General features: G+C 40.6%; 19 protein-coding genes. 11 read left to right on the top strand and 8 right to left on the bottom strand.

The window, feature by feature from the left end:
* Positions 1 to 120 precede the first annotated feature (120 nt).
* Positions 121 to 1,524 carry an MATE family efflux transporter gene (locus ACH11B_RS06385; protein WP_377610144.1) on the top strand — a complete coding sequence of 468 codons (1,404 nt, stop codon included), beginning with the start codon at positions 121 to 123 and terminating at the stop codon, positions 1,522 to 1,524.
* Positions 1,525 to 1,696: 172 nt separating this feature from the next.
* Here ACH11B_RS06385 and ACH11B_RS06380 read toward each other — a convergent pair whose 3' ends face one another.
* Positions 1,697 to 4,132: an ABC transporter permease gene (locus tag ACH11B_RS06380; protein ID WP_377610142.1), complete on the bottom strand. Its 2,436-nt coding sequence runs from the start codon at positions 4,130 to 4,132 to the stop codon at positions 1,697 to 1,699.
* A 149-nt stretch (positions 4,133 to 4,281) separates the two neighbouring features.
* Positions 4,282 to 6,693, bottom strand: a complete 2,412-nt coding sequence (locus ACH11B_RS06375) for an ABC transporter permease (protein WP_377610140.1) — start codon at positions 6,691 to 6,693, stop codon at positions 4,282 to 4,284.
* An 856-nt stretch (positions 6,694 to 7,549) separates the two neighbouring features.
* On the opposite strand from ACH11B_RS06375, the gene ACH11B_RS06370 reads away from it, so the two are divergent.
* Both ACH11B_RS06370 and ACH11B_RS06365 read left to right on the top strand, forming a co-directional pair.
* Positions 7,550 to 8,206, top strand: a complete 657-nt coding sequence (locus ACH11B_RS06370; protein ID WP_377610137.1) for a fibronectin type III domain-containing protein — start codon at positions 7,550 to 7,552, stop codon at positions 8,204 to 8,206.
* A gap of 81 nt (positions 8,207 to 8,287) precedes the next feature.
* Positions 8,288 to 8,860 carry a PhnA domain-containing protein gene (locus tag ACH11B_RS06365; protein WP_377610134.1) on the top strand — a complete coding sequence of 191 codons (573 nt, stop codon included), beginning with the start codon at positions 8,288 to 8,290 and terminating at the stop codon, positions 8,858 to 8,860.
* Positions 8,861 to 8,944: 84 nt separating this feature from the next.
* On the opposite strand, the gene ACH11B_RS06360 is transcribed toward ACH11B_RS06365, so the two are convergent.
* Positions 8,945 to 10,699, bottom strand: coding sequence for a HEPN domain-containing protein (locus tag ACH11B_RS06360; protein WP_377610166.1), 1,755 nt, complete (start codon positions 10,697 to 10,699; stop codon positions 8,945 to 8,947).
* Here ACH11B_RS06360 and ACH11B_RS06355 point away from each other — a divergent pair.
* The 3 genes from ACH11B_RS06355 to ACH11B_RS06345 all read left to right on the top strand — a co-directional run bounded on the left by ACH11B_RS06355 (position 10,665) and on the right by ACH11B_RS06345 (position 11,361).
* On the top strand, positions 10,665 to 10,751 hold the full coding sequence (locus tag ACH11B_RS06355) for a hypothetical protein (RefSeq protein WP_377610164.1): 87 nt from the start codon (positions 10,665 to 10,667) through the stop codon (positions 10,749 to 10,751). The genes ACH11B_RS06360 and ACH11B_RS06355 overlap by 35 nt on opposite strands.
* Before the next feature lie 124 nt (positions 10,752 to 10,875).
* Positions 10,876 to 11,094: a helix-turn-helix transcriptional regulator gene (locus ACH11B_RS06350; protein ID WP_013664512.1), complete on the top strand. Its 219-nt coding sequence runs from the start codon at positions 10,876 to 10,878 to the stop codon at positions 11,092 to 11,094.
* A gap of 51 nt (positions 11,095 to 11,145) precedes the next feature.
* Positions 11,146 to 11,361 carry a hypothetical protein gene (locus ACH11B_RS06345; protein WP_377610131.1) on the top strand — a complete coding sequence of 72 codons (216 nt, stop codon included), beginning with the start codon at positions 11,146 to 11,148 and terminating at the stop codon, positions 11,359 to 11,361.
* Positions 11,362 to 11,449: 88 nt separating this feature from the next.
* On the opposite strand, the gene ACH11B_RS06340 is transcribed toward ACH11B_RS06345, so the two are convergent.
* Genes ACH11B_RS06340 through ACH11B_RS06330 form a run of 3 tightly spaced genes read right to left on the bottom strand, consistent with a single transcriptional unit; the run spans position 11,450 to position 16,325 of the window.
* Positions 11,450 to 13,831: an ABC transporter permease gene (locus ACH11B_RS06340; RefSeq protein WP_377610128.1), complete on the bottom strand. Its 2,382-nt coding sequence runs from the start codon at positions 13,829 to 13,831 to the stop codon at positions 11,450 to 11,452.
* 53 nt (positions 13,832 to 13,884) lie between these two features.
* Positions 13,885 to 16,089, bottom strand: coding sequence for an FtsX-like permease family protein (locus tag ACH11B_RS06335; RefSeq protein ID WP_377610162.1), 2,205 nt, complete (start codon positions 16,087 to 16,089; stop codon positions 13,885 to 13,887).
* Positions 16,080 to 16,325, bottom strand: coding sequence for a hypothetical protein (locus ACH11B_RS06330; protein WP_377610126.1), 246 nt, complete (start codon positions 16,323 to 16,325; stop codon positions 16,080 to 16,082). Before ACH11B_RS06330 ends, ACH11B_RS06335 begins: the two co-directional genes overlap by 10 nt.
* Positions 16,326 to 16,743: 418 nt before the next feature.
* On the opposite strand from ACH11B_RS06330, the gene ACH11B_RS06325 reads away from it, so the two are divergent.
* From ACH11B_RS06325 to ACH11B_RS06305, 5 genes are read left to right on the top strand one after another with little or no spacing between them, the layout of a single operon-like run.
* Positions 16,744 to 17,517, top strand: a complete 774-nt coding sequence (locus ACH11B_RS06325) for a hypothetical protein (RefSeq protein WP_377610123.1) — start codon at positions 16,744 to 16,746, stop codon at positions 17,515 to 17,517.
* On the top strand, positions 17,507 to 17,917 hold the full coding sequence (locus tag ACH11B_RS06320; protein ID WP_377610121.1) for a hypothetical protein: 411 nt from the start codon (positions 17,507 to 17,509) through the stop codon (positions 17,915 to 17,917). Before ACH11B_RS06325 ends, ACH11B_RS06320 begins: the two co-directional genes overlap by 11 nt.
* A 42-nt stretch (positions 17,918 to 17,959) precedes the next feature.
* Positions 17,960 to 18,616, top strand: coding sequence for a hypothetical protein (locus ACH11B_RS06315; protein WP_377610119.1), 657 nt, complete (start codon positions 17,960 to 17,962; stop codon positions 18,614 to 18,616).
* Between the two features lie 29 nt (positions 18,617 to 18,645).
* Positions 18,646 to 19,032, top strand: coding sequence for a KilA-N domain-containing protein (locus ACH11B_RS06310; protein ID WP_377610117.1), 387 nt, complete (start codon positions 18,646 to 18,648; stop codon positions 19,030 to 19,032).
* 59 nt (positions 19,033 to 19,091) lie between these two features.
* Positions 19,092 to 19,394, top strand: a complete 303-nt coding sequence (locus ACH11B_RS06305) for a hypothetical protein (protein ID WP_377610115.1) — start codon at positions 19,092 to 19,094, stop codon at positions 19,392 to 19,394.
* A 5-nt stretch (positions 19,395 to 19,399) separates the two neighbouring features.
* Here the strand turns inward: ACH11B_RS06305 and ACH11B_RS06300 are convergent, their stop codons facing one another.
* Positions 19,400 to 21,823, bottom strand: coding sequence for an ABC transporter permease (locus ACH11B_RS06300; RefSeq protein WP_377610113.1), 2,424 nt, complete (start codon positions 21,821 to 21,823; stop codon positions 19,400 to 19,402).
* A 105-nt stretch (positions 21,824 to 21,928) separates the two neighbouring features.
* Positions 21,929 to 24,310, bottom strand: coding sequence for an ABC transporter permease (locus ACH11B_RS06295; protein ID WP_377610111.1), 2,382 nt, complete (start codon positions 24,308 to 24,310; stop codon positions 21,929 to 21,931).
* Positions 24,311 to 24,436 lie beyond the last annotated feature (126 nt).

Genomic DNA, 24,436 nt, shown 5'->3' with positions numbered 1-24,436 from the left:
CAAATTGTCAGAATTACCTATAATTTGATGCGAATTTCTTCCGTATTTTTACCAATATGTTAGTAAGGAACATGTTCTAACATAAAGAGCCAGTTATGAAAGGTCTAAATAAATGATTCTATGGAGAAGACACAACATCCACCCACTATTTGGCAAGAGCTAGGCAACGCCATTCGAGGTACCGAAGCTGATTATACGCAGATAAGTTTAAAACGAGCCATTTTATTACTAGCTGTTCCCATGATTTTAGAGCTCATGATGGAGTCGATTTTTGCTGTTGTAGATATTTATTTTGTAGGCAAATTAGGTCCCTCAGCAGTGGCTACTGTGGGACTTACTGAAACGTATCTGTTTCTATTATATTCCATTGCAATGGGACTTTCCACGGCAGTAACAGCAATTATAGCACGTAGAATTGGTGAACGGAAAAAAGAAGAAGTGGGATTGTCTGCTGTTCAAGCAATATTCATTGCAATCTTAGCGTCTCTGCCTTTTGCATTAGCCGGTATCTTTTTTTCTAAAGAGCTGCTTGCCCTTATGGGAGCAGATGATTGGGCCATACAGCATGGCTATGGTTATACCCAGTGGATGCTAGGTGGAAATGCAGTAGTGATGTTGCTTTTTGTAATGAATGCGATATTTCGAGGTGCGGGGGATGCGGCAGTCGCTATGCGTGTACTGTGGGTGGCTAATGGCATTAATATTCTCTTAGATCCGCTACTTATATTCGGCTGGGGGCCAATTCCTGCTTTTGGTATTGAAGGTGCGGCTATTGCAACCAATTTGGGTAGAGGGGTAGGTGTGGCGATGCAGCTATGGGTACTGCTTAAAGGAGGAAAGCATATTCGTGTGCGTATCGATCAACTAATTTGGGATATGAAAACGATGTTTACCATATTGCGCACTTCTTTGGGAGGTATCGGTCAGATGTTGATTGCCATGACTTCCTGGATTTTCTTGATGCGCATTTTAGCAGAAGTTGGAAGCGAGGCGGTAGCGGGCTCAACTATTGCCATGCGCATCATGATGTTCTGTATGATGCCTGCTTGGGGCCTGTCGAATGCTGCTGCCACTTTAGTGGGCCAGAATTTAGGAGCCGAGAGACCAGATCGGGCCGAGTCTGCCGTGTGGAAGATTGGCCGTTATAATATGGTGTTCATGCTTATCATTTCATTGGTGTTTTTCTTCTTTAATAGAGCATTGGTAGGCGTCTTTAGCATGGATGACCGGGTTATTTCTATAGGGAGTGAATGGCTGCGTATTATCTCTTACTCTTTTTTTATTTATGGTTGGTGGATGGTGTCTGTACAGGCTTTTAACGGTGCCGGCGACACAAAAACACCAACAATGATAAACTTCGTATTCTTTTGGCTTATTCAGATTCCGCTTGCCTATTTTCTGGCTATTTCGCTTAATCTTTCTCATACAGGCGTATTCTGGGGAATATTTGCATCGGAAACAGCAGTAGGTATTTTTACCCTTTGGCTTTTTTCGCGAGGCCGATGGAAAACGGTTAAGGTTTAGATTGCAGTACGAAGTATCAAGAGGCCAGCCTTCCGCAGGCAAGTAGGTATCAGGATATTTCAACGTTAAGGATTCTATGGTGCTGAAATATCCTGATATTTGTATTGTTTCGTTCTCAAGCGTTATCATTTTACAAGGTAAGTACCCTATCTGGTTAGGATGGGTTGCGTTCCTATTCAGACCGTAAAGACTTCACCGGATTTGCCATCGCGGCTTTAATAGCTTGGTAACTCACGGTAAAAAAGGCAATAACCAGTCCTAAGAAAGTGGCTGCTACAAATATCCACCAGTGAATTTCCATATGATAAGCAAAATTGGCTAACCATTGATCCATAGCAAACCAGGCGAGGGGCGATGATATAAGCCCCGCGATTAATACTAATTTCATGAAATCGGTGGATAGTAGTTTGATAATATTGTTAACGGATGCGCCAAGTACTTTACGTACCCCAATTTCTTTCGTACGCTGTTGAGCAGTATAGGTTGCAAGACCCAATAATCCTAAACAGGCGATAAAGATTGCCATGCTAGAGAAAATGGAAAATACGTTTCTGAAATGGGTGTCAGCTTCATATTGCCGATTAAAGCTCTCATCAAGGAAGCTATATAAATATGGGCGTTGTGGCGCCAATTTTGTCCATATCTCGCCTAATTTACTAATAGTTGCCGGTAAATTATCCGACTGTATTTGCAAACTCAGAAATCGGCTTGCCGTAGGAGCTAAGCGTAAGGTTAGGGGTTCAACACGTTTATGAAGAGAAAGATAATTAAAATCTTTTGTTACACCGATTACCGTTCCGTCCCGTCCCCATTGCGAAAAGCGCTTCCCGATAATATCTTTCGGGTTGCTATAACCATAAAGCCTTGCCGTAGCTTCATTAATGACTAAAGAATGTAACGTGTCTGCCGGGAAATCACGCGAGTAAGGCCTGCCGGCGACCATTTCAATGCCGAAATGGGGAATGAAATCAATATCCACTTCAAAGATGGCCGGAACTTCCATAACGGAATTACCATTTGCCGTCTCGATGCTCGTACCGGCATTCGGGAAATAGCTGCCAGGGACGCTACGGGATGCAGATACGGATACGACCTCTTTTTCGCGCAAAAAAGCCTGCTTAATGGACTCCAATTGCTGGAGTACCTGTTCATCATAATTGAAGTCTATGACCAACATATGGTTTTTTTTAAACCCGAGATTTTTATTTTGCAAGTGATCTAACTGTGATACGACGATAACAGTTCCGGCGATTAGGGCAATTGACAAGCTAAATTGGAAAATAACCAAACCTTTCCTTAAAAGGACTCCTTTTGGAGAAGTACGGAAAACACCTCGAAGGATGGTAATGGGCTTGAAACCGGATAAGACTAACGCAGGGTAGCTTCCTGCTAAAAAGCCGGTAATGAACAGGGTAAGGAGGAAAAGTAAAAATGTTTGCCAACTAAAGACAAAATCCGCGTTGATCTGCTTCCCGGTAACAGCGGCGACAAACGGGAAAAGCAGTAAAACCAATAAAAGCGCTAAAACAGCTGATATGAAAATCATAAGGAACGATTCAGTCAGAAACTGCCAAATCAATTCTTTTCTTGTGCTTCCTACTACTTTACGTACGCCAACCTCTTTAGCCCGCTCGAGCGAGCGTGCCGTTGCCAAATTCATAAAGTTGATGCACGCTATACATAAAATAAAAATACCTATTACCCCAAAAATGTATAAATTGGCCAAACTACCGGTAGCGCCGGGCTGGCGATCGGCACTTGAGTGCAAATAAGCATTTAACATCGGTTCAAAGGCAATACTGTACCGACCATCATCATTAGCATGGTGCCGATTTAGAAAGGCAGGAATGTCTGCCGTTAACTGCTCAAGATTTGCTTTTTCCGAAAGTAGGAAATAAGTATAGAAATCCACATAACCCCACTCATCAAAAACCTCTGCCCAAGATTGCCTAAAGGAGCTCATAGACATGAGCGCGTCAAAAGTGAAGTGTGAATTAGGGGGTATGTCTTCTAAAATACCGGTTACTGTATAGACACCCGGGGCGGCTCTCCCACCGGTATTACCTCCCTCAATGGTTTTGCCAATTGGATTTTCGTCACCAAAATATTTTTTGGCCGTGCTCTTAGTAAGCACGGCGGAATAAGGGGCGACAAGTGCTGTTTTTGGATTACCGGCAAGCAATTTCCAACTGAAGACACTAAAGGTGTTGGAATCAGCAAAAAAGACATTGTCTTCTTGAAAGGCTTTGTCACCATAGCGAAGCAATACAGGGGATCTGCCGGAAAATTGGACAACCTCTTCTACTCCCGGAAAATCAGCTTCTAGCGCTTTTCCCACCGGTGCATTCCCCCAAATTTGATAAGTATAATCCCCTTTTTGCCCCGCTTTCGTTGTTCCGCTGGTTCCGATCTCTTTATAACCGTGAACAACGCGATAAATCCGATCCTTTTTTACGTGGTATTCATCATATGACAATTCATTCCGGATGTAAAGCCCAATGAGAAGACAGCTGGCAAGGCCGATAGCCATTCCGGCTATATTAAGCGCCGTGTATCCCTTGTTTTTTAAGAGGGTTCGCCAAGCGATTTTCATGTAATTTTTTTTCATATTAAGTATCTTTTGAGTTGTAAGTTTTAAGTCTCACGTTTTACGTATAAGTCGCTGCAAAAATTCTAATGGTCTTCGATGTGGCTTATTATTTAGCTCCTTTATTTAGTTTCGAGTTACTTATGACCTAAAACTTGCTACTCAGAATACTATTCGCTTCGCAATGAATCAACCGGGTTAGCTATTGCAGCTTTAATAGCTTGATAGCTTACCGTTAATAAGGCGATTGTAACTGCGCCTAGTCCGGCGAAGGCAAACATCCACCATTGCACGGTTATTTTAAATGCAAAGTTCTCTAACCATTTGTTCATTGCCCACCAGGCAATTGGTGTGGCAATCATTAACGCGATCAATACAAGTTTGATAAAGTCTTTAGAGAGCAGGCTGGTTATTCCGCCAACGGTAGCTCCCAGCACTTTGCGAATGCCAATTTCCTTGGTGCGTTGAAAAGCGGTAAAGGCTGCTAGGCCGTATAGTCCAAGGCAGCTGATTAACAAAGTTATAGCGGTAGCCACATTCACCAGTCGGGATGTACTATGCTCCTGCCGGTATAGCGATTTTATCGTGTCATCATAGAATTGATAAGAAAAGGGCACTGTCGGGTAAACTTGCTTCCATTCTTGTTCAATAAGGGCAATCGCCTTTTTCCAGGAGGAAACCTTAGGTGAAGATAGTTTGATATTAAAAGTTGTTAATCCAGGCTTCTGCGCTGTAAAACCGAGTAAATCAATTGTGCTCTTCAAGTTAAACTGATGAAAATCTTTAATAACTCCAACAATAGTCCGCGGCGTGTTACCTTGATATAAAGTTTGCCCAATGGCCTCTTCGGCACGAGAGAAGCCAAAGGCTTTGAGCGCGGTTTCATTTAGAAGCAATTCGCGCACGGTATCCGTTAACTGGACGTTCCTTCCCGCAAGTAACGGTATTTGATAAAGATCAAGGTAATTATTGTCTATATTTTTAAACATCACTTGCTTTTGTATTGTGCCGTTTTTTCCGCGATAATCCATTAACCAAGCCGTCATTCGGTCAATCATCGGTAAGTCGCCCAAAGAAACCGCTGCGATCTCGGGATGTTGAGCCAGTCGTTGCTTTAAAACAAATTGAGCGCCTTGAAAAAGCGAGTCCTGCTGTAGCTTATAGGGGATTTCGACCGTTAAGATGGCTTCATGTTCAAAACCTAAATCTTTGTCCAAAGTATATTTCAGTTGTTGTCCGATAATAATGGAGCAAATCACAAATACCTGCGCAATTACAAACTGGAACACAATCAGTCCCTTACGGAGATTCAACTGATAGCCCCTAATCGATTGCTTTGTTTCGCCTTTTAATACGCGGACCGCCTGTACACGGATAGCGAGCCAGCTAGGATAGAGTCCTGCGAGAACCGTAATAATACTGATCAATGCAATGGAAAAGGCAATCATACCGGGATAATTGGTGAAATTGTCCATACCCTCGGGGATGTATTCCGCAAAAACGCGTAGGGATAAAAATGTTAGAAATAGTGACAAGGCGACTGCTAGTAGACAGACAACAAAAGTTTCCAATAAGTAAGAACGGATAATGATTCCTGACGTACTTCCTAACGTTTTCCGAACACTTATTTCTTTTGCCCGTTGAGGTATTTGTGCGGTAGTCAGGTTAATATAATTGATACAGGCTAGGGCAAGTAGAAAGAACGCAATGCCTACCAAGCCGAATAATACGGATTTATTGGCGGTACGGGTGTCAGATTGGGTGGCAAAATGTTTGTCCTTCAGCTGAAGCAGCTTAAAATGTGATTTAAAGTTGCGTTGTTTAAAAACCTCGCTGTTGATCTTTTCGTTTAGTGCATTCAATTGATCAAGAACAGTCTTAGTGCTAACCCCTTTCTTAAGCTTAACAAACAATAGCTCATTGGAAGATAAGCTGCTCCAATCGGTACTGGTAAGACTTTCTTGGTCTATAGGAAAAAACTCTTGTGCAGGAAAACTATTGAGATAGCCTAAATCTGCGAGAACACCGGACACCGTTTTTTGTATGGTATCATTATAGGTGATGGTTTGTCCAATAATTTCTGAAGGGCGTTTACCGGGGAAATAGTATTGTGCTCGCGAAGCAGTTAATATAACTTGCTCTGGTGTTTTCAGAGCCTGCTGGGCATTTCCCGCTAGCCATTGATAGCCTATCATTTTAAAATAGCCTGGTAATGTGGCTATCCGTTCAGAGAGGTTTTCTACCAACGGACTTTTGGCAGTTTGGGCCGTTTCGTAATGCTGATAATAAACAGGAGAAACCTCATCCAGTCCGGAAATTTCCCGGAGCATTGCTGGCAATACACCTTTAGGAACAACAGCCATCTCACGATCCCGTCCATCTGGTGTTTTGAAGCTCGATGTCAGTTGAAAAATGCGTTCACGATCGGGTTCAAATTTATCATAACTAAATTCAAAGCTAACCATTCGAAAGATGATCCAGGACGCGCTAATGCCGATGGCCAATCCCAAAATATTTAAACCTGTAAATAGTCGATTCCGCCATAAATAGCGAAAGGTCGCTTTAAGGTGATGATTAATCATTTGGTCTTACTGTATAAGATTTCAATATGTATTGTGTCGATTACGTTGTTGCTGGGTACTATTTTTCAATGACGAACGTACCTTAACCAACTGTTTGTGCACAATTAGGCGGCCACAATAAAAAAGCAGTGCTTTCGCAGCTTGAACGAGGTTTACGATAAAGTGATGTACGGAAATGAACAAAGAGTGTTCGTTTCCGTACAAAAGCACATTTGAAGCAACCGTTTATTCTTTCCGATACATATTGCAAAACCTACCATTTCGCCCACGATGTCTGGCAAACTGCTATCACTAAAATTGATTTCGCTGGTAAAACGATCCATTTCAATAGCGGGATAGATTATTTCACGAATAGAACGATTTATTTCGATGGCACTATGGCGTATTTCGATTGCGGAGTACTGTATAATGCCAGCGAAGTGCTGCGTTCTGCTATTTCATTGATGTGTTTTATTGTTAAAGTCTGCCGTTTTGCTGGCAAAACAAGTCGTTTCATTGCCAAATTACTCCATTTTGAAAGCGTTTCTCGCTAATTGGGTATTGAAACGGCATATTTTACTAACTGTTTTCTTTGCGCTTACGATAATTTTTGCGGTCTAGAGGGGTGTTTGCGACATCTGAAAAGCGACAAAAGCGTCATTTTACGCCAAAAACGACAAAAGCGTCAAATTGCGACATGCTCTATTTTTTTCTTGCGGAATTTTGTTTTGTGCTTCAGGAGAAGGAGTACACTATTTTTTTAAATATAAAATATAAGGAGTAAAAATGGAAACAAGGATTGTCAATTATGTACCGCCTTAGTGGAGCGATGTATTGCGGTGATATATCACCAAGGACTAGCTAAATAAAAAAGAGAATGGACAACAATTTAAATAGAAAAATGATGAGAAATTTACGAGTAAACAGCAGTTTTAAAAGCAAAAGAGATGCTGAAATTTTACAAAATGCCTTAACAATTTTACAGGCGATGACTAGCAACACCAACTTTCCGGAACCATCACCAAGTTTAACGGAGGTGCAAGATGCGGTGACGGACTACCAGGAAAAATTGGCAAAAGCTAGTCAGAAGGGAAGCCCTCTTGATGTGAGTATCAAAAATGAGAGTAAGGAAGGATTGGGTAGCGTATTAAAGCGACTAGCTTTTTATGTCAATTCAGTTGCCGAAGGAAATATGCCAATGCTCCTTAGCTCAGGTTTTTCCCTGTCTGCGCAACCTATTGCTGGCTTGATACCTCCGATACCTACACGCTTGCGCCTAACAGATGGCCCCTTAAGCGGTCAAATACGCTTTGACTTTGACAAGATTGCGGGGCGTGTCATTTACGAGTACAGCAACGCCAAGGAACGGGATGAGTCGGGGATGTTTGTATGGAGTGATCGTAAGACCACTACATCCACACGCAACATCTTGAGCGGACTGCAGCCAGGGACCACATATTATGTCAGGGTTCGTGCTGTAAACAGCAACGGACCTGGTGATTGGTGTGAACCGGTATCATTGATGGCGAGATAGCTGTTTTCCCCGCGGTTTCTAAGCTGCGGGGAATTTTATCTATCCCAAATCGTATCTTTGCATCCTTAAAAAGTAGATAAAATGGCAATAAATGAAACCTTAATGGCCAGAAGTGGTGGACGATGTGAATTAAGTGGCAAAGAGGGCGAATTGATAGTTTATAGCGTCGCTCCCGATAGCTATTCGAATAATGAGCTTGTAATAGCCAAAACATTAGGGGATCAGCTGGAAGGTAAAGAAGCTTTTTCTCCCGAAGATTGGCGTTTCTTGCCGGATGTCATGTGGAGTGAAATATCAGCGGTACAAGTGTTAGCTTGGCGGGTACTTAATCGTCTAAAAGGAGAAAGTTGGGCTGCGGACGCACTTGACATTCTTTATTTAGAACCAGAGACGCTTTCGTGGGCACAAGCTGGGGTTTTTGAAGAAGGAGAGACTGCTAAACCCGTACATAAAGATGCAAATGGCAATATGCTTCAAAATGGCGATTCGGTAGTATTGACAAAAACATTGGACGTAAAAGGAAGTTCGCTCTCTGCCAAATTAGGGACTGTAGTGAAAAATATTCGTTTAGTGGAAGATAATCCCGAACAGATAGAAGGAAAAGTAGAAGGGCAGCTGATTGTAATCTTGACTAAGTATTTACGGAAACAATAAGAATAAATTTTGCGGTGCAGTCCCGCAAAATTTATAATCAAAGATAAGGGATTTGTGCAAGGCTGCAGCTAGGTTTAGGAAAGGCTACAGCACATTGCTAGGTTGTACGGCATGGTCGTTTTTTGCCGTTTCAACCGATTCTTTATTTATAGCAGCCACCTCGATTCGCTTTTGTAATTGAGCGAAAGTGGTTTCACAACAACTTTTGGCAATAGTTTGAAAACGCCTATAACAAGCCATAGCAATTTCGAGTTCCCTATCACTTGGTGCGGCTTCCTTTTTATAGCGAACTGCGTGTAAACTATTGGCGAGCGATTTAAAGGCTTGTTTGGTATCCTCCCCACCAAAAGCGAAACAGTCGGCAAGTTGCGGGGATATGAGCTTCGTTATCTGTAGTAGAAACGGAAGCGTACTTTGATCTACATGATAACCAAGGCAGGTATAGATTAAACCAATGCAAAGTTGCTCCATACTTTGCGATACAAGAAACATGGCGATGTGTGTATCTTGTCGTTGATGGATGGCAAGTTCTGCGCAGGTTAGAAAAGTATCGGCTTTATATTTCCGATAGTTCCAAACGGCCTTTGCTTTCTCTAAGGTGGTAATCCAATCATTTTCTGAAACATTGAATAGCGCTTTATCGGGATTAACATACAGGGGTGTTCCTTGGGTAAGCGTTTGTATAAAGAAGCGATTTTTCTTTTCGAGTGCCTGACTTACTCGGGAAGAGGTGCATAAAATTACAGTAATCCGGATATCCGTGTGGACAATATGATGGCTCTTAGAAGTACTACTGTTTGCACTTATGCCCAACAGATAACAATGTGTTGTTTGCGGAGTGGAGAGGATATCTGATTGATAAATTGCTACTTTTGTTGATTCACTTGCTTCCAAACCAATAAGTACCAATTGTTGCAAGGCTTCTTTTTTAATGAGATTCGTGCAAATAGTAGTTAAAGCCTTTGCTTGTTGTTCATTCAACTGGTTGCGTAATTGATCGGGAAGTGATAGCGTGATAGTGGGTGGGGCGTTGATTGTTGTTGCCTGTATAATGGGTTCGACCGATGCTTGCCGGATCATCGCATCGAGTTCGATCATGCAAGTATGGTAATAGTCGTTGCACCAATCTAAAACGGGAATCAGTTTGAATACCAACTGCTCGATTTCCTCTTTTTCCACTTCAAACTGTCGTTCATAACGCACGGCCGTATAAGATTGATCGATCAATTTGAGTAAACGATAATAATGGGGTTCTTCTTTGTCAAAAAGGGTCGCCAGTTCAGGGATGTACCGGGTAATTAACTTAAGATGCTCCTGTAAACTATGACTGGGGCGATCACGCTTAAAAACAGCCTTTTCAATACCCCGAAAGGTTAATTCTGTAGCTTGGTGCAACATAAACAGAGCTTGTTCAAAGTTGTTTTTGCTACGATAGAATTCCATACCTTCTAAGAAATCACGCTGTTTAATCGCTGCTTTTTCAAAATGTTCCCGTGCCTTTGTACGAATACTTTCCAGTTCTATTTGTGTAAGACGAGGAAGAGGTTTTTTGCCGAAACTAAGTTTCAAATGCTGCTTGCGGCATGCCAAGGTGGAGTAGAGTGTTCCGTTTTTGATTGCTGTTTTCAGTTCGCCATAAGGTATCAACGTATAACTATGCAAGGGTGTTTCCGCTAGACAGAGTTCAGCCATTGGTTCTAAGGTTTTGGCAGGAACCTGGCACTTGGAGTCAATTACAATGAGTAGGTGCTGTTTCTCTTCCCCTAAAAAAGTATAGGGGAATTCGTAAATACAGTCAACAGGAATCTTTTCAGCCAGTTTTTCCAGAATGGGTTTAATATCATTCATAATCAAGGGATTTATTGTGACAACATCTAATTGCTGTGTATAAGCTCATTTTTGTAAAGAATTTCTTTACAAGTTTAAAGAAATAATTTCAATATTCAAATAAAATGTAAAGAAATTCTATATAAATAGAATATTTGTCGGTACAACATAAACTAAAATCTTACAAAATGACTTCGTTAGGAGAATATTTAGCCAAGAAATCTGTCAATAAATCGCTTGTTGCAAGGCGTACGGGATTAAGTAAACCAAGGATTAGTGAACTGTCGCTTAACCCTACAGCAAAATTAAGGGCTGATGAATTAGTATTGATTGCCAAAGCGATTGATGTTGATCCCTGCGAGTTATTAATAAAGCTCTATGGGCATTTGAAATTAAAAACAGAATGAGATAAACACATTGTCGCTTACCTGTTCGGTAAAAAGCATCGTAACTTTTGCATGCAATCCAGAAATATTATGATTATTTTGGAAAATGACCCACAGCAGGAAATTGATTTAATAGAAGACGATTATGGCAAACTCCATGCATTTGAATTTAAATGGTCCGGCAAAAGAAAGGTACGTTTTCCTCAAACATTCACTGCAAACTATCCAGAAGCCTCTCGGCAAATTGTTAGTCCAGAGAATATGGATGAATGGCTGCTCTATATGTGAATAAGAGTCTTATGCCTTTATCGGTCTTCGTTGCTCATTCTGAGTAGGATCATACAAATAACCAATAACAATTAACCAATAACCAAAATCATTCATTTCGCAGGGAGTCAACGGGATTGGCCAAAGCGGCTTTTATTGCCTGCGACGCCACCGTGCTTATTGCAATGATAAAAGCAACGCATCCACCGAGGGCAAACATCCACCACTGAAGATCAATGCGATAGGCGAAATCAGCCAGCCATTTTTTTATAACCCACCAAGAAATTGGGGCAGCTATAACAAAAGCGATACCGACAATACGTATGAAGTTGAATGATAGCATATACACGATATCTTTTATCGAGGCTCCGAACACTTTGCGAACACCGACTTCCTTCGTGCGATGTAAAATCATGAGTGCAACCATACCTAATAATCCAAGCGAACTGATGGTTATTGCGATGGCAGAAGCGATCCATATCAATCGTTGTTGCTGTATTTCCTTTGTATACAAGGCTTCAATCTGATCGTCTAGAAAGGTAAAATCGAAAAGAGCATTAGGGAATAGGGTTCGCCATTCTTTCTGTAAATCGGCGATTAATCCTGTTATGTTTTTCTGTGAGAACTTCACGGCTAAAGACGAATACATAGCAGGCTTACTACCTATTACTGTTGGGTTAATCGGTTCAGTGAGGTAGTTGGTATTATAGTTTTTAACAACGCCTACGATGATCCCCGCGGCATCGTCATGCATTCCCCCAGCTAAAAGTGGTTTGCCTAAAACTTCTTGTGGATTATCGTAACCTAACATAGAAACCATTAGTTCATTGACTAAATATTCATGAGAAGGAGTGTTCGCCTGGAGGTTACGTCCCGCCACTAACTGTAGGCCAAAAGTGTGGCAATAAGCAGTATCCGCATAAGCATAGCGCACTGCCCAGCTTTCCCAGTCGGCTCGATTATCAAACAAGACGGTACCGCCCCACCGTTGATCGTTTGCCGGACCTTGAAAACAAAAACTGTGATGTACAACTCTCGGATCAGCAGTAAGAAGCTTGTTCAAAACATTCGTTTTGTTTTTCGCTTCCTTAGGAAGAGAGACCATCATAACGGATTCACGATTAAAGCCGATATCGGTATTACGGAGATAATTAACCTGCAATACGATTACGACCGTTATCATGATCATTATCTGTGCAATCGCGCTTTGAAGAATTACCAAAGATTGCCGACCTAACCCATTTTGTAATGAGAACCTGTTTTTTAGAGCGTCGTGAAGCTGAAGTCGCCCCATTATGTAGGCCGGATATACACCTGCGCCCAAGGTTACGATCAGCCAAAGGCATCCCGAAAAAAGCCAAAGCCTGGTCCAGGAAACGACCTGGATCGGCTCGCTGCTCAGTAGATATTCATTTGCTAAAGGCAACAACCATTTCAGACCGGTTAGTCCGATAAGTAAGGCCACGGATGAAATTAATACCGATTCGGTCATAAATTGCACGAACAGCTGCCACTTGCTGCTACCAAGAACTTTGCGCGTGCCTACTTCCATACTTCTACGTGCTTGTTGCGCAATGGTAAGGTTGACATAGTTGATTCCTGCTATCAACATAATGCAGCTTCCGATGATCGTTAATATCGTTAACAACCTGTGGCTAGCCGTTCCGCCATATCGATTATCAAAGTGGCTATCATATAACGGCAGTAATTTATACACGAAGGCGTCTACTATACTTGGGTCTAAGTTCTTTTTGGCCAACTGCATAAGCTTCTTTTCCACAATGTTCTTTTGAGCGGCATCATGTAAGGTTAAGTAGACGTTGTTGTTTGAGCTAAAATAGGCCCAGTAGGTGAAGAAGTTATCCATTAAGTCGGGCTGTAAGGTTTTAATGGACGCAAATGAAAGATACATGTCTGCATTAACACTCGTATTGCCGCGCGAATCATCAATAACACCGACAACGGTGAAGGGATGTTTGCTTTCTATAAGAATGGTTTGACCCAGCGGATCAATATCGCCGAAATATTTTTTAGCCATTTGATTGGTGAGTACGGCGGTATTGGGCGCATCGAGGGCTTTTGGCGTTCCTGCTAGCCAGTGGAAATCGAAAATGTCAAACCATGCGGAGTTAGTTAGTGCTATTTTTCTGTCGGTCTTGTAAAGTTGATCATTGATCTTTAATGTGAACTCTTGGTTCCCTAGTTCAAAAGCAGCTTTTTCTACTTCCGGTATTTCTGCTAATAGCGCTTGGTAAATGGCGTAAGACCCGCCCTGGTTATATTCCGTTGTTTCCAGGTGCAACTCATGCACAAACCTAAATGTGCGGCCGCCATCTGGGTGAAAGTGGTCAAAACTCCGATGAAAATCGATATACAAATACAAGAATAAACAGGTGCTAACTCCTAAACTTAAACCCAGCAGGTGAAGCAGCGAGTATTTTCTGTATTTCTTAATATTTCGCCAGGCGATTTTAATGTAGGTTTGAAACATAATCGTTATTCGTTGTTAGTTCTTCGTTTTCCGGTTTAAAACAATAACCAAAATCATTCATTCCTTAAAGAATCTACTGGGTTGGCCGTAGCTGCTCTAATAGTTTGGAAACTGATGGTTATCAAAGCTACAAATAAGGAGACGATACCGGCTATAACAAAAAGCCACCAAGAAACCTCCACTCGATAAGCAAAATCGTCCAACCATTTATTTGTCACCCACCAAGCAATGGGCGAGGCAACCACAGAGGCTAATAAAACTAACTTAACAAAGTCTTTAGAAAGCATTGCTGCAATACCTGTGATACTGGCACCCAGCACTTTCCGAATTCCAATTTCTTTAACTCTTTGTTCCACCGTATGTAAAACTAAGCCGAATACCCCCAATGACGAGATAAACAGCATGAGCCCACTGAAAAAAGTAAAAAGCAGTTGCTGTTTGTGCTCCTTTTCATAGTGTTTATTAACAATTTCGTCCATCCAGTTAGCACTCAGTAACTTATCTTGAAAAGCTGCCTTCCAGATTTTATGAAGGCCATTTAACACCTGTTCCTCCTTTCCCGGCATGACACGAATAAGCATGCCGCCATAATCAACTCCTTGCTCCGCTGAAATAAAAGTAGGCATTAAGGCATGGTGTAAAGATTCAAAATAAAAATCTTTTACTATACCAACTGCAGTGTAGCTCGTAGCGGGAATTGGCGTGTTTTCTTTTTCGATTCCAAAATCTTTTGCCGTCGATTCGGAAATCAAAACCGGTGATCGCAGTGGTTGATTAGATTTTTCAGTTTTCTCCATATCTGTTTCATCTTCCAATCTGGACTGTACATCAGTACCAAATCCCTCGTTAAAAATTCGTCCTTTTTTTAAAGAGAGTCCAATTGTCTCAGCAAAATCAATATCTCCCCAAATCATATTGACTTTAACCTGCTCTTCTTTTCGTTTAGGGTGATCGAAGCTCATCCATCCTGAAGCCATACCACTTTGTGGTTGCCAACTGGTAATTGCTGCGTTCGATACGCCGGGTAATTGCGCTAACTGTGTTTTTATAGTCTCACTTTTCCCCTGCCATGAAACCGGATCGATGTATAACAAATTTTCTTTTTTAAATCCTAAATCTCTGCGGTTAATGAACTCAAGCTGCGCATGAACAACCAGTAAAGTGATCAATGTAATAATAGCGATAGAAAATTGAACAATTACCAGCGTTTTTCGAAAGAAGGTGGACGAGGTTAACGATGAGGTAAAAATGCGACCACGTAAGCTGTTGGCCGGGTTAAATCCCGACAAAAAGATTGCTGGATAAAATCCTGTTATAATGCTTAATATCAGCGTAAATACTAGAATAGATAGGAAAAGGGGCCAATAGTCAAAAATGGTCAATGTAAGCTGGTGGCCTAAAAATTTTTCCAAGACAGGAATTGTTAACGCATAAAGAAATAACGAAAGTGCAGTTGCTATCGCGAAGAAGAATAACGCCTCTGTTAGGAATTGCCCGATTAGTTGCCTCCTGTCTGCACCTAAAATTTTTCTTATTCCACTTTCCTTTAGACGAGTTATAGCACGAGCTGTACTTAGATTGATAAAATTGATGCAAGCTATTAATAGAAGAAAAAATCCAACGGCTCCAAAAATATAAACCGATCGCATGTTTGATCTGATTTGTTGACGCGCATTATAATCTGAATGCAAGTATAGATCTTTCATTGGCTGAAAGATGAACTTTACCTTTCCTCTTTCTATATTCAGGTGTCGACGATACCAATCATTTACTTTTGCCTCGAAGTGCTTGATGTTGGTTCCTGGTTTTAATAAATAATAAATGGTATGTATGGTTGCTCCTTGGTTCTTCTCGATCCTTTCAGTTTTAGGTATTTCAAGGATAATGGCCTCGGCTCGTAAATGTGTATTTTGTGGTAAATCTTTAATAATCGCTGTAACAAAATAGGAAGTTGACTTTTCCTTCCATGAGGGCACATCATAAACATATTTACCGACCGCATCTTCGTCCTTGAACAACCGTTTTGCAAGGCTTTCTGTTAGAATGATATTCTTTTCTCCGACGATGTGGTGGGTAAGCTGGCCATTTATCTTGACAAAATCGAACATTTTTAGTGCGCTCGAATCAGCAGTCATCACATTGACATTATGCCTACTGGATTCATCCATACCCACTTTAAAATGTAGTTCCGATAGGCGTACCGCTGAAAAGGCTTCCACTTCAGGAAAGCGTTCTTTGAGTTCAGTGCCTAAACCAATGGGGTATACGCTCCTTTAAGATAAATACCGTTACCCATTTTATTTTCGGAATATACACGATAAAGATCGTCTGTCCTTTTCCAAAAGCGGTCGTATGACAGATCATCAAGTGCCACCGTTAATACTAAAAAACATGCAGAAAGTCCTAAGGTTAACCCAAGAATATTAATAAAACTAAACGTTTTATTCTTATAGAAGCTACGTATAGCCGTTTTTAAGTGAGTTTTAAAAAACATACAAGACTTAAGTTTTCAAGACTACGCGGCCCGATAACCAATCACGAATAACCAATAACCAAATAGCCGGTTTATCACTAATAATTAGCACAGGAATTACGCCAAAACAACAACTTTCTGATAACGTGATAGTTGTGGTGGTTTATAGTAAGGAAGTGTTCGGAAACGAACACTAGCTGTTCAGATCTGAACGGTAATTTGGCCTATTTTGGTGACAATTTTTGAGAACACACGGTTTTGATTTTGGAGACAGATCATATCTAGAGATGCGCTTAACTAAAGCGGATAAGAATGTGTTTTGAGTTTGCCTTAAAAACATCATAAAATTATTTTTAAGAATAAAAATATGCTTTTTAATAATATTTTATATATTTGCATTATTGCATTCATTCAATCTAAATCAAAAATAAATTGACCAATGAAAAGACAAGTAAACCTAAATCTTCCAGACGATTTTATTTTAACAAGTGAGCTGCTTAATATTTCACTGGAAAAGGCTCTTGAAACCATTGTCAGAAATGTCAAGATCTATGATTTTCTGAGCTCCCGCATACATGCTAAAAGATCGTCGGCTAAAGAAATCTTCAGACGTTTTTTGCATATGAAGGGTATTAATGGAGAACGTATTTTGCGCGAAACGGCCCATGCCAATTCCTATATACCTTGTATTCAATCACTCGTTAATATTGAATCTGGCGTTAAAGCTTTAGAATACAAAGCAACCGTAAAAGCTTGGTTTCAGGAAATCCATCAGGGCAGTAGCGTAGATACGATTGAAAAACCAATAATAACCGGCGAAAAGTTTTGTATAAAGACGACGGAAGATTTCGAAGTATTGTGTAAGCTTTTTCAAGTGGAAGCGGATATGTTTTTGCAATATTATATTGATCGTATCTCATTACCAAAGAAGTGTAGTGGGCACCCAGAAGATCCAAAAGGGGTACTGATGGAATTTTTTCAGGAATACACACCATCAGAGGACAGTGCTAAGCTGAAAAGGTATTTAGAAAAAAATATACAGGGTACTTATCATTACATAATGATCACAATAGTTAAAGCAGATAATGAGCAGCCTGAATGTGAAGCATTGCTAAGGGTTGAGATTGCAAAATGGAGGGATGAATATATGATGCTCAGAAGAAAATGGAAGAAACAAGGTAAACCTTTAAATATTACTAGCTATGGAAATTAATTTACGGTTTACAACAGAATTCGAAACAGCCTGTGATTTGTTGTATTGGAAGCCGGAAGAAGTATTACAGGCATTTATTGACCAGGTTTCGCAAGCAAAATTTTATAGTAAGCGAAAAAAAGGAAGAGAAGATTATGCTACAGCTTTTATACTTGAAATGAGTCGATTAAATGGAAAGCGCTTGCTGCCAGCTAAGAAGATTCAAGAGAAGTATTTCGAAAAATGGCGAACTAAAATCAAACAAATGGATGAGGAGCCTAACGATGCGAAAAGGTATAAACTTTATTCAGCTTTTTTTGCTGAATGGAGAAAGGAAATGATCATGAATATGTCTGATCAGGATTTTGTGATCGATGTGATAAAACGAAAGAAGGAACTGGGAATAGATCAGATGGGATGAAACAACATTAACTAACAATAAGAAAACTAAAATTCTAATATTATGTCTTTCGCTAACCCTACACCTTATGACTACCTTCCACGACGTTTACATATGGAAGAAATCGGAAATCCTTATCTCATTGTTCACCGGTTTTTTACTTGGGAGAACCTACCTGAGTGGCGTAATCATTTGGATAAATGGTTGCGTGCTGCACTTATGCCTGGTTTTCAGTTGAACCGATACGAGTTGGTGGAACTATTTGTTCGTTATGAATTTATAGAAATACTGATAGAGGCTGTTTCACTAATAAAAGGTCTAATGAATAGCTTTCATTTACCCGGTTCGAAATTGTATCATTGTATGGACGTGGATAAAGAGAAATTAATCCCTGATGAATTAAACACCGCTATCGGCTATTTTAATAATAACTATCATCCAAACATCTTTGAGGAACAGGCGTACTACCCGGTGCATTTAGATAATGATGAAAAAGCGCAACCGCATCAGGTGATCAAGCGTTTTTTCGAATATCAAAACTTACCGCAGTACCGTGATGCACTATATTGGTGGTATGTTGTGGCTATTGATCATACGTCAGCCGGAGAGAGTAGAGGAGAGGAATATATTATCAAAATACATGCAATGTTCCAAAAGCTTATCGAGGCTGTTCATTTAATTCATATTCGTAGGCCAGCAAATAATGACAACTTGTTTTAGTAAATTGCTATCATCTAAACCTTAATAACATGACCAAGAATAAAAAGATTAATGTCCAAGGAATCAATGTAGTAATGTATGAAGATGGTAAAGAAGATTTTATCAGCCTAACAGACATCGCTAGGCATCGGGATAGCGTACGCAGTGATTACATTTTGCAAAACTGGTTGAGAAACAGAGGCACTATTGAGTTCATTGGTCTTTGGGAGCAATTTCATAACCCAAATTTTAATTCCATCGAATTCGATGGAATTAAAATTTCGGCAGGCTCCAATAGTTTTTCTTTAACGCCTATAGGTGGATTGAGGAAACGAACGCAATCGGAATTGTTTCCAAAACGGGGAGATATGGAGGAACAGAAGAAAGTAACTGTAATAACCTTGAGTGGAATCTGCAACGTACTATTTCTAAAATAAATTACCGAATTCATACCGATGCCATCAAAGAAAACCTTATCCCGAAAGAAATTGATAGGTTGCAATCAAACTATATCTATGCAAATGAAGGTGATTTGCTCAATGTAGCGCTTTTTGGTATGACGGCTAAAGATTGGCGAGAACAGCATCCTGACACCAAGGGAAACATACGAGACGAAGCGACTATTGAACAACTAGTGGTATTGAGTAATATGGAAAGCATCAACGCTTTACTAATCCGACAGAATCTATCGCCAAAAGAACGCTTGGTGCAATTAAATAAGGTAGCTATTGCACAAATGAAGTCGTTATTGGCGAATAACGTGCAAGGAAAGTTGACTAATAAAACGAATAACCAATAACCCAATCATTCACTTCTCAACGACTCCACTGGATTCGCTTTCGCTGCTCGTAACGACTGAAAACCAACTGTCAAAATTGCTATTAGCAGTGCGGCAACTCCCCCTAAAGGAAAGACCCAAACGGGCATATCCATACGATAAACAAAATCTTCCAACCATAAATTCATAATCCACCAAGCAATAGGGGCTGCAATTAGAAAGGCAATGATAACAGGTTTCACGAATTCGCGGATCACTTTACCGGTGATATTGGCTACCGAAGCACCCAATACCTTCCGTATGCCGATTTCCTTTACTTTTTGATGAATAATAATAAGTGCTAGACCAAATAAGCCCATGCATGAAAGCAAAATGGCGATTCCTGCCGAGACTGAAAAAAGCGTAGCTAGGCGCTTTTCTTTCTTATACCAGCGATCGATATTTTCATCAATATAACTCCCTTTAAATTCAGCATCCGGTTCCAAGCTGGCATAAATTTTCTTTAGCATATCCATAGTAGCAACCGGGTTTTTCGTATTGACTTTTACGAAAATGTAATCTAGCGAAGCGTTGCCTTCAATAGCGATTGTGAGTGGCTCCGTTGGGTTGTGCATAGAATATAGGTGAAAATCCGGAATGATGCCTATGATATGCCAGCCATTGCGACCCGCCGAATCGGTGTTAATATGGCGCCCCAGTAATTGTCCGCTACCGAGTTGCTTGGCCATACTTTCCGTGATGATAACGGCTTCTGATGTGTCTGCTGAAAAAGCAACAGAGAAATCCCTCCCTTCCAATGGTTTAATGGATAGTGTTTTCAAAAAATCGTAATCAGCTGAAATGTAAGTCGTTTTTATATTCTTTCCTTCATGGCTAAAACCGACCTGCGATTTAGAAGTGCTCCCATCTTTGCCAACGCCCAAATTAACGTCTGCACCCGTTACACTTAATACTGACGGGTTAGCAGCGAGACGTGTGCGCAGTTTGGCACTAATATCCCGCCCGCGTGTAACGTCCTTAACGGGTATGCTAACAATGGAAGCGGTATTGTAACCAAGACTAGCCGTGCGAAGATGCTGAAACTGTAAATAACATATGGCCGTCGCACAGATCAGTACAATAGCGGTGATAAACTGGAGCGTAATCAGAATGTTCCTGCCGATTCCCGATTTAATAATGCTGAATTTGCCTTTAAAGATATCTGTAGTTTTAAGCTTGTTCAAGATGAAAAAGGGGTATCCGGATGATAAAAAGGAGATGAGTATCCATATAGCACATACACTAACCGCCATTTGCGGATTGTAAAGAATGGCATGGTCGAGTTTAAAGAAATTATAAAGCGTCAGTATTTTAATAAGCGTAGCTACACCTAACAAACCTATAAATAAGGAGAAGCCGATCTGTATAAAATTCTCCCAAAACAATTGTCCCCATACCTGCCGGGCGGCGGCTCCTAGACATTTCCTGACACCTAATTCCTTACTGCGAGTGAATGATAGGCTGATTTGAATATTGATAAAGTTGAAGCAGGCGATAAATAAAATAACAATACTTACCAACAAAAGAATATAAAGATAGGTCTTGCTGACGGTGTCGCCTGAGCCTATTTCCGTATTAAAGTGAAGGTTGTTTAAGGATAATAATCGCATACCTAAATAGTCACCGTTGGCATCCGCTTTGAATCCATCTCTTTTTAAAGATACTCCATCTGGATGCAAATACTTTTGCACAAACAAACGCAGTTGCTTTTCCACCTGTGCTTGACTTACATGTGGCGCGAGGCGCACGTATACATTGTGATGCTGCTCATACCATTCTTCCTTGGTTCTGGCCCAATTGGGGTCTAGTTCTGTACGTGCCAAGATGGGGAGCTTAAAGGTTGAATTTTGCGGAGCGTCTTCCATTACAGCAGATACGATAAGACGCCTCCAATCGCCTCCTATTTTAATCTCGACTGGTTTTCCTATGGGGTCTTGTTCTCCAAACAAATTAGTTGCAGTCGTTTGATTCAGCACGATAGCATCGATGTTATCCAACGGTGAGCGAGTTTGACCTTGTATAATACGGAATGAAAAGATATCGAAAAAGTCAGGATCAACTAGATTTATTCCCTGTTCGAGTGATTTGGCTCCATTACGAATTTCTCTACCACTGTTTTTAATTCGAGTTACTTTGTCGATCCCAATATTTTCCTTCTTCAGGTAGGTAGCTACGGGATAACCCATGGTAGCGCCAAGTTCCGTACCCTTTACCAAATTATGAAATTCATAAAGCTTAAATACGCGATCTTTATACCGATGAAACTTATCAAAAGAAAATTCGTGATAAACTGCAGCCAATAATAGCATGCTACAGATAAAGGCGATGGCCATTCCCAATATATTAATAAAGGTGTGCGCCCTATGCTTTAGCATATTGCGCCAGGCAATTTTTAGATAGTTTCTTATCATTTCGTTGTCCGTTACTCGTTGTTTGATCTGACGCGTATTGGCAGATTTCGGCATCTTGATTGACAGGTCTACCAATAACTAGCAACCAAGAACCGATAATTAAATTTATTCGCTTCTCAACGCATTAACCGGCTTATTAAGCGCTGTTTTAATGGTTTGCAAAGCAATTATGAATAATGTAATTCCACCTAAAACCAGCATGGGCATAATAAAAGTACTTGCTTCCAACGCTGTCCTTACGTAATAATTTGTTAACCATTTTTTCATTATCCAATAGCTAGTCGGTACCGCTATGCATGCCGCTAATAGAAACAGTGGATATACATCGTGGATGAACAGATAAATAATTTGTCTAACAGAGGCTCCTAAAACCTTTCGTATGCCTATTTCCTTCACCCTTTTTTGTAGATTGTGTGATATGAGCCCTACAATGCCTAATAGAACGATGATCATTGCAAGTATCGTCGCTACTGTTCCTGCATGTTTCAACTGCATTTCCGTCCTATACTGTTGTGCTAGTTTAGCATCCATAAACGTGTAATCAAACGGGGCGGTTGGTAATATTTGCTTCCAAGCAGTGGTTAAATGATTTAATGAAACGCCGACATTTCCTGGTTTTAAGCGAATACTGAAATAGCGGTAAACATTACTGTTTTTTATGTTAAACCATAGCATTGGTCCGATGGGAAAGTGCATAGAGGTCCCATAAAAATTTTTTGTTACACCCGAGATGATAGCAGAACTTGCATCCGTAAAATAAATGGCTTGATTAACGGCATCGACAGGACTGGTATAACCAAGTGCCTTTGATAAAGCTTCATTGATTACTACACGGTCCGTAGGTTCGGACGCTTCGTTAGGGCTATAAAAATTGCCCGCAAGTAGCGGTATTTTATAGGTTTCGGCAAAATGCCGATCGGAAAAAACTAAACCGGTACTGATGGGATCGCTGCCTGTCGCGCTTTTCAGAACGTTTGTATTGCCCGAAGACATCACCCCGGGGATATCATAAGAGATGGAAATATTTTCAACCTCGGGGAGTTTAGCGAGTTCTTGCCTTAATACTTCGGTATGTCGTAAGCCTTCTGCAGTCCAATCGCGCGGCACCTGTACCGTTAATAGATATTCTTTATCATAACCTAGGTTTTTGCTAAAGAACAAACTAACCTGTTGGGCAATAATAGCCGATGATGTCAGTGCAATCAGCGCAATAGCAAATTGAACACTGATTAACCCCCGAAGAAGAAAGGACCCATCTTTGCTTTGTGCCAGCTTACCGCGTGCTGACTGGACGGTAGGAAGCGAGGATAAACGAAGCGCCGGATAGGCTCCGGCAAATAGTCCTATGATTAAACAACCAAGGATAGCGAATATCCAAAACGACCCGGGTAAGTTGAAAAGTGAGGGAATGGATTTTCCCAATACGTTGGATATTACCTTCGACAAGAAAGGATAAAGGCATATTGATAGTAACATAGATATAACCACAGCCAATAAGGCTTCAGCAATAAATTGGGCCTGTAATTGTTTCTTGGTACCTCCAACCACTTTTCTGATACCAATTTCTTTTAATCGACCGGCAGATGTATTGATGCTGATGTCTACAAAATTAATGACGGCCAATAGCAAGATCGCAAAAGCAACGATCGAGATGGTGTACAGCAAATGCTTAATCGATCCATCACCTTTTTCCAGATGATAGGTCTTTAAAGGTGCCAGCGAGGCTTTATAATCTTTTACGATCGCTTTAGGAGCATGTGCTTGAATGAGATCTCGTATAGGTCTCTCCAAAGAACTTGGGGAGACATTTGGTTGTAGCTCTAAATAGGAAGCTATATAAAGGCTTTGCCAATCGTCAATAGGTCGGCCAAAAAAGCTGGTTGATTGTATTGGTAGTATTAAATCTGTCGCGGGGCCTGTCAAGTTTAAAACAGCATTTTCTCCTTTGTGTTCCAACACGCCACCGATCGTAAAAAGCTGTTCTTGATTGTTAAAGTTCCGGACGGTAAGTTGTTTACCTAGCGCCTCCTCGTTCCCAAACAGATGCTTAGCAAAAGGAGCAGATAATATGACCTGATTTGGTGTTTTTAATGCATGGTTTACATTGCCGCTAATCAACTTGAAACCGAACATTTCAAATAAACTTGAATCAGCTACAATAGCGTTACTTTGAACAGGTTGACCGTCATAGGCAATAATAGCCGTGATGCCATCAAAGCGGAAATAGTTCTTTACTAAATGGGGATAATTCTCCTTAAGAGCCCGCGGGAGCATACCAATGGCAGAATATTCATTAAGATTACTTTTTAAGAGATATTGCTGATCAATATGTTTAATGTCTTGATTGACCCGAAGTTCCTGCCATATAAATGCACCGATAAGCAATGCAAAGGACAAGCCGCACGCTAAGCCCAGTATATTGATCGCTGTATTGAATTTGTGTTTTCGTAAGTTTCTCCACGCAATTTTGATATAATTTTTAAACATATTGTCAATTTTTCGGCGATGTATCGGCTATTCATTGAATTGCTTAAAAACTTTGCCAAATCGAATGGGCATTATAAGGTCTTGATTTTTAGTGCATTTTGCTAGTGTAAGTGATGTAGCTGTTCG

Source organism: Olivibacter sp. EAT-5 (assembly GCF_044784325.1).
GTDB lineage: Bacteria > Bacteroidota > Bacteroidia > Sphingobacteriales > Sphingobacteriaceae > Olivibacter > Olivibacter oleidegradans.
This window is presented reverse-complemented; position numbering and strand designations above follow the sequence as displayed.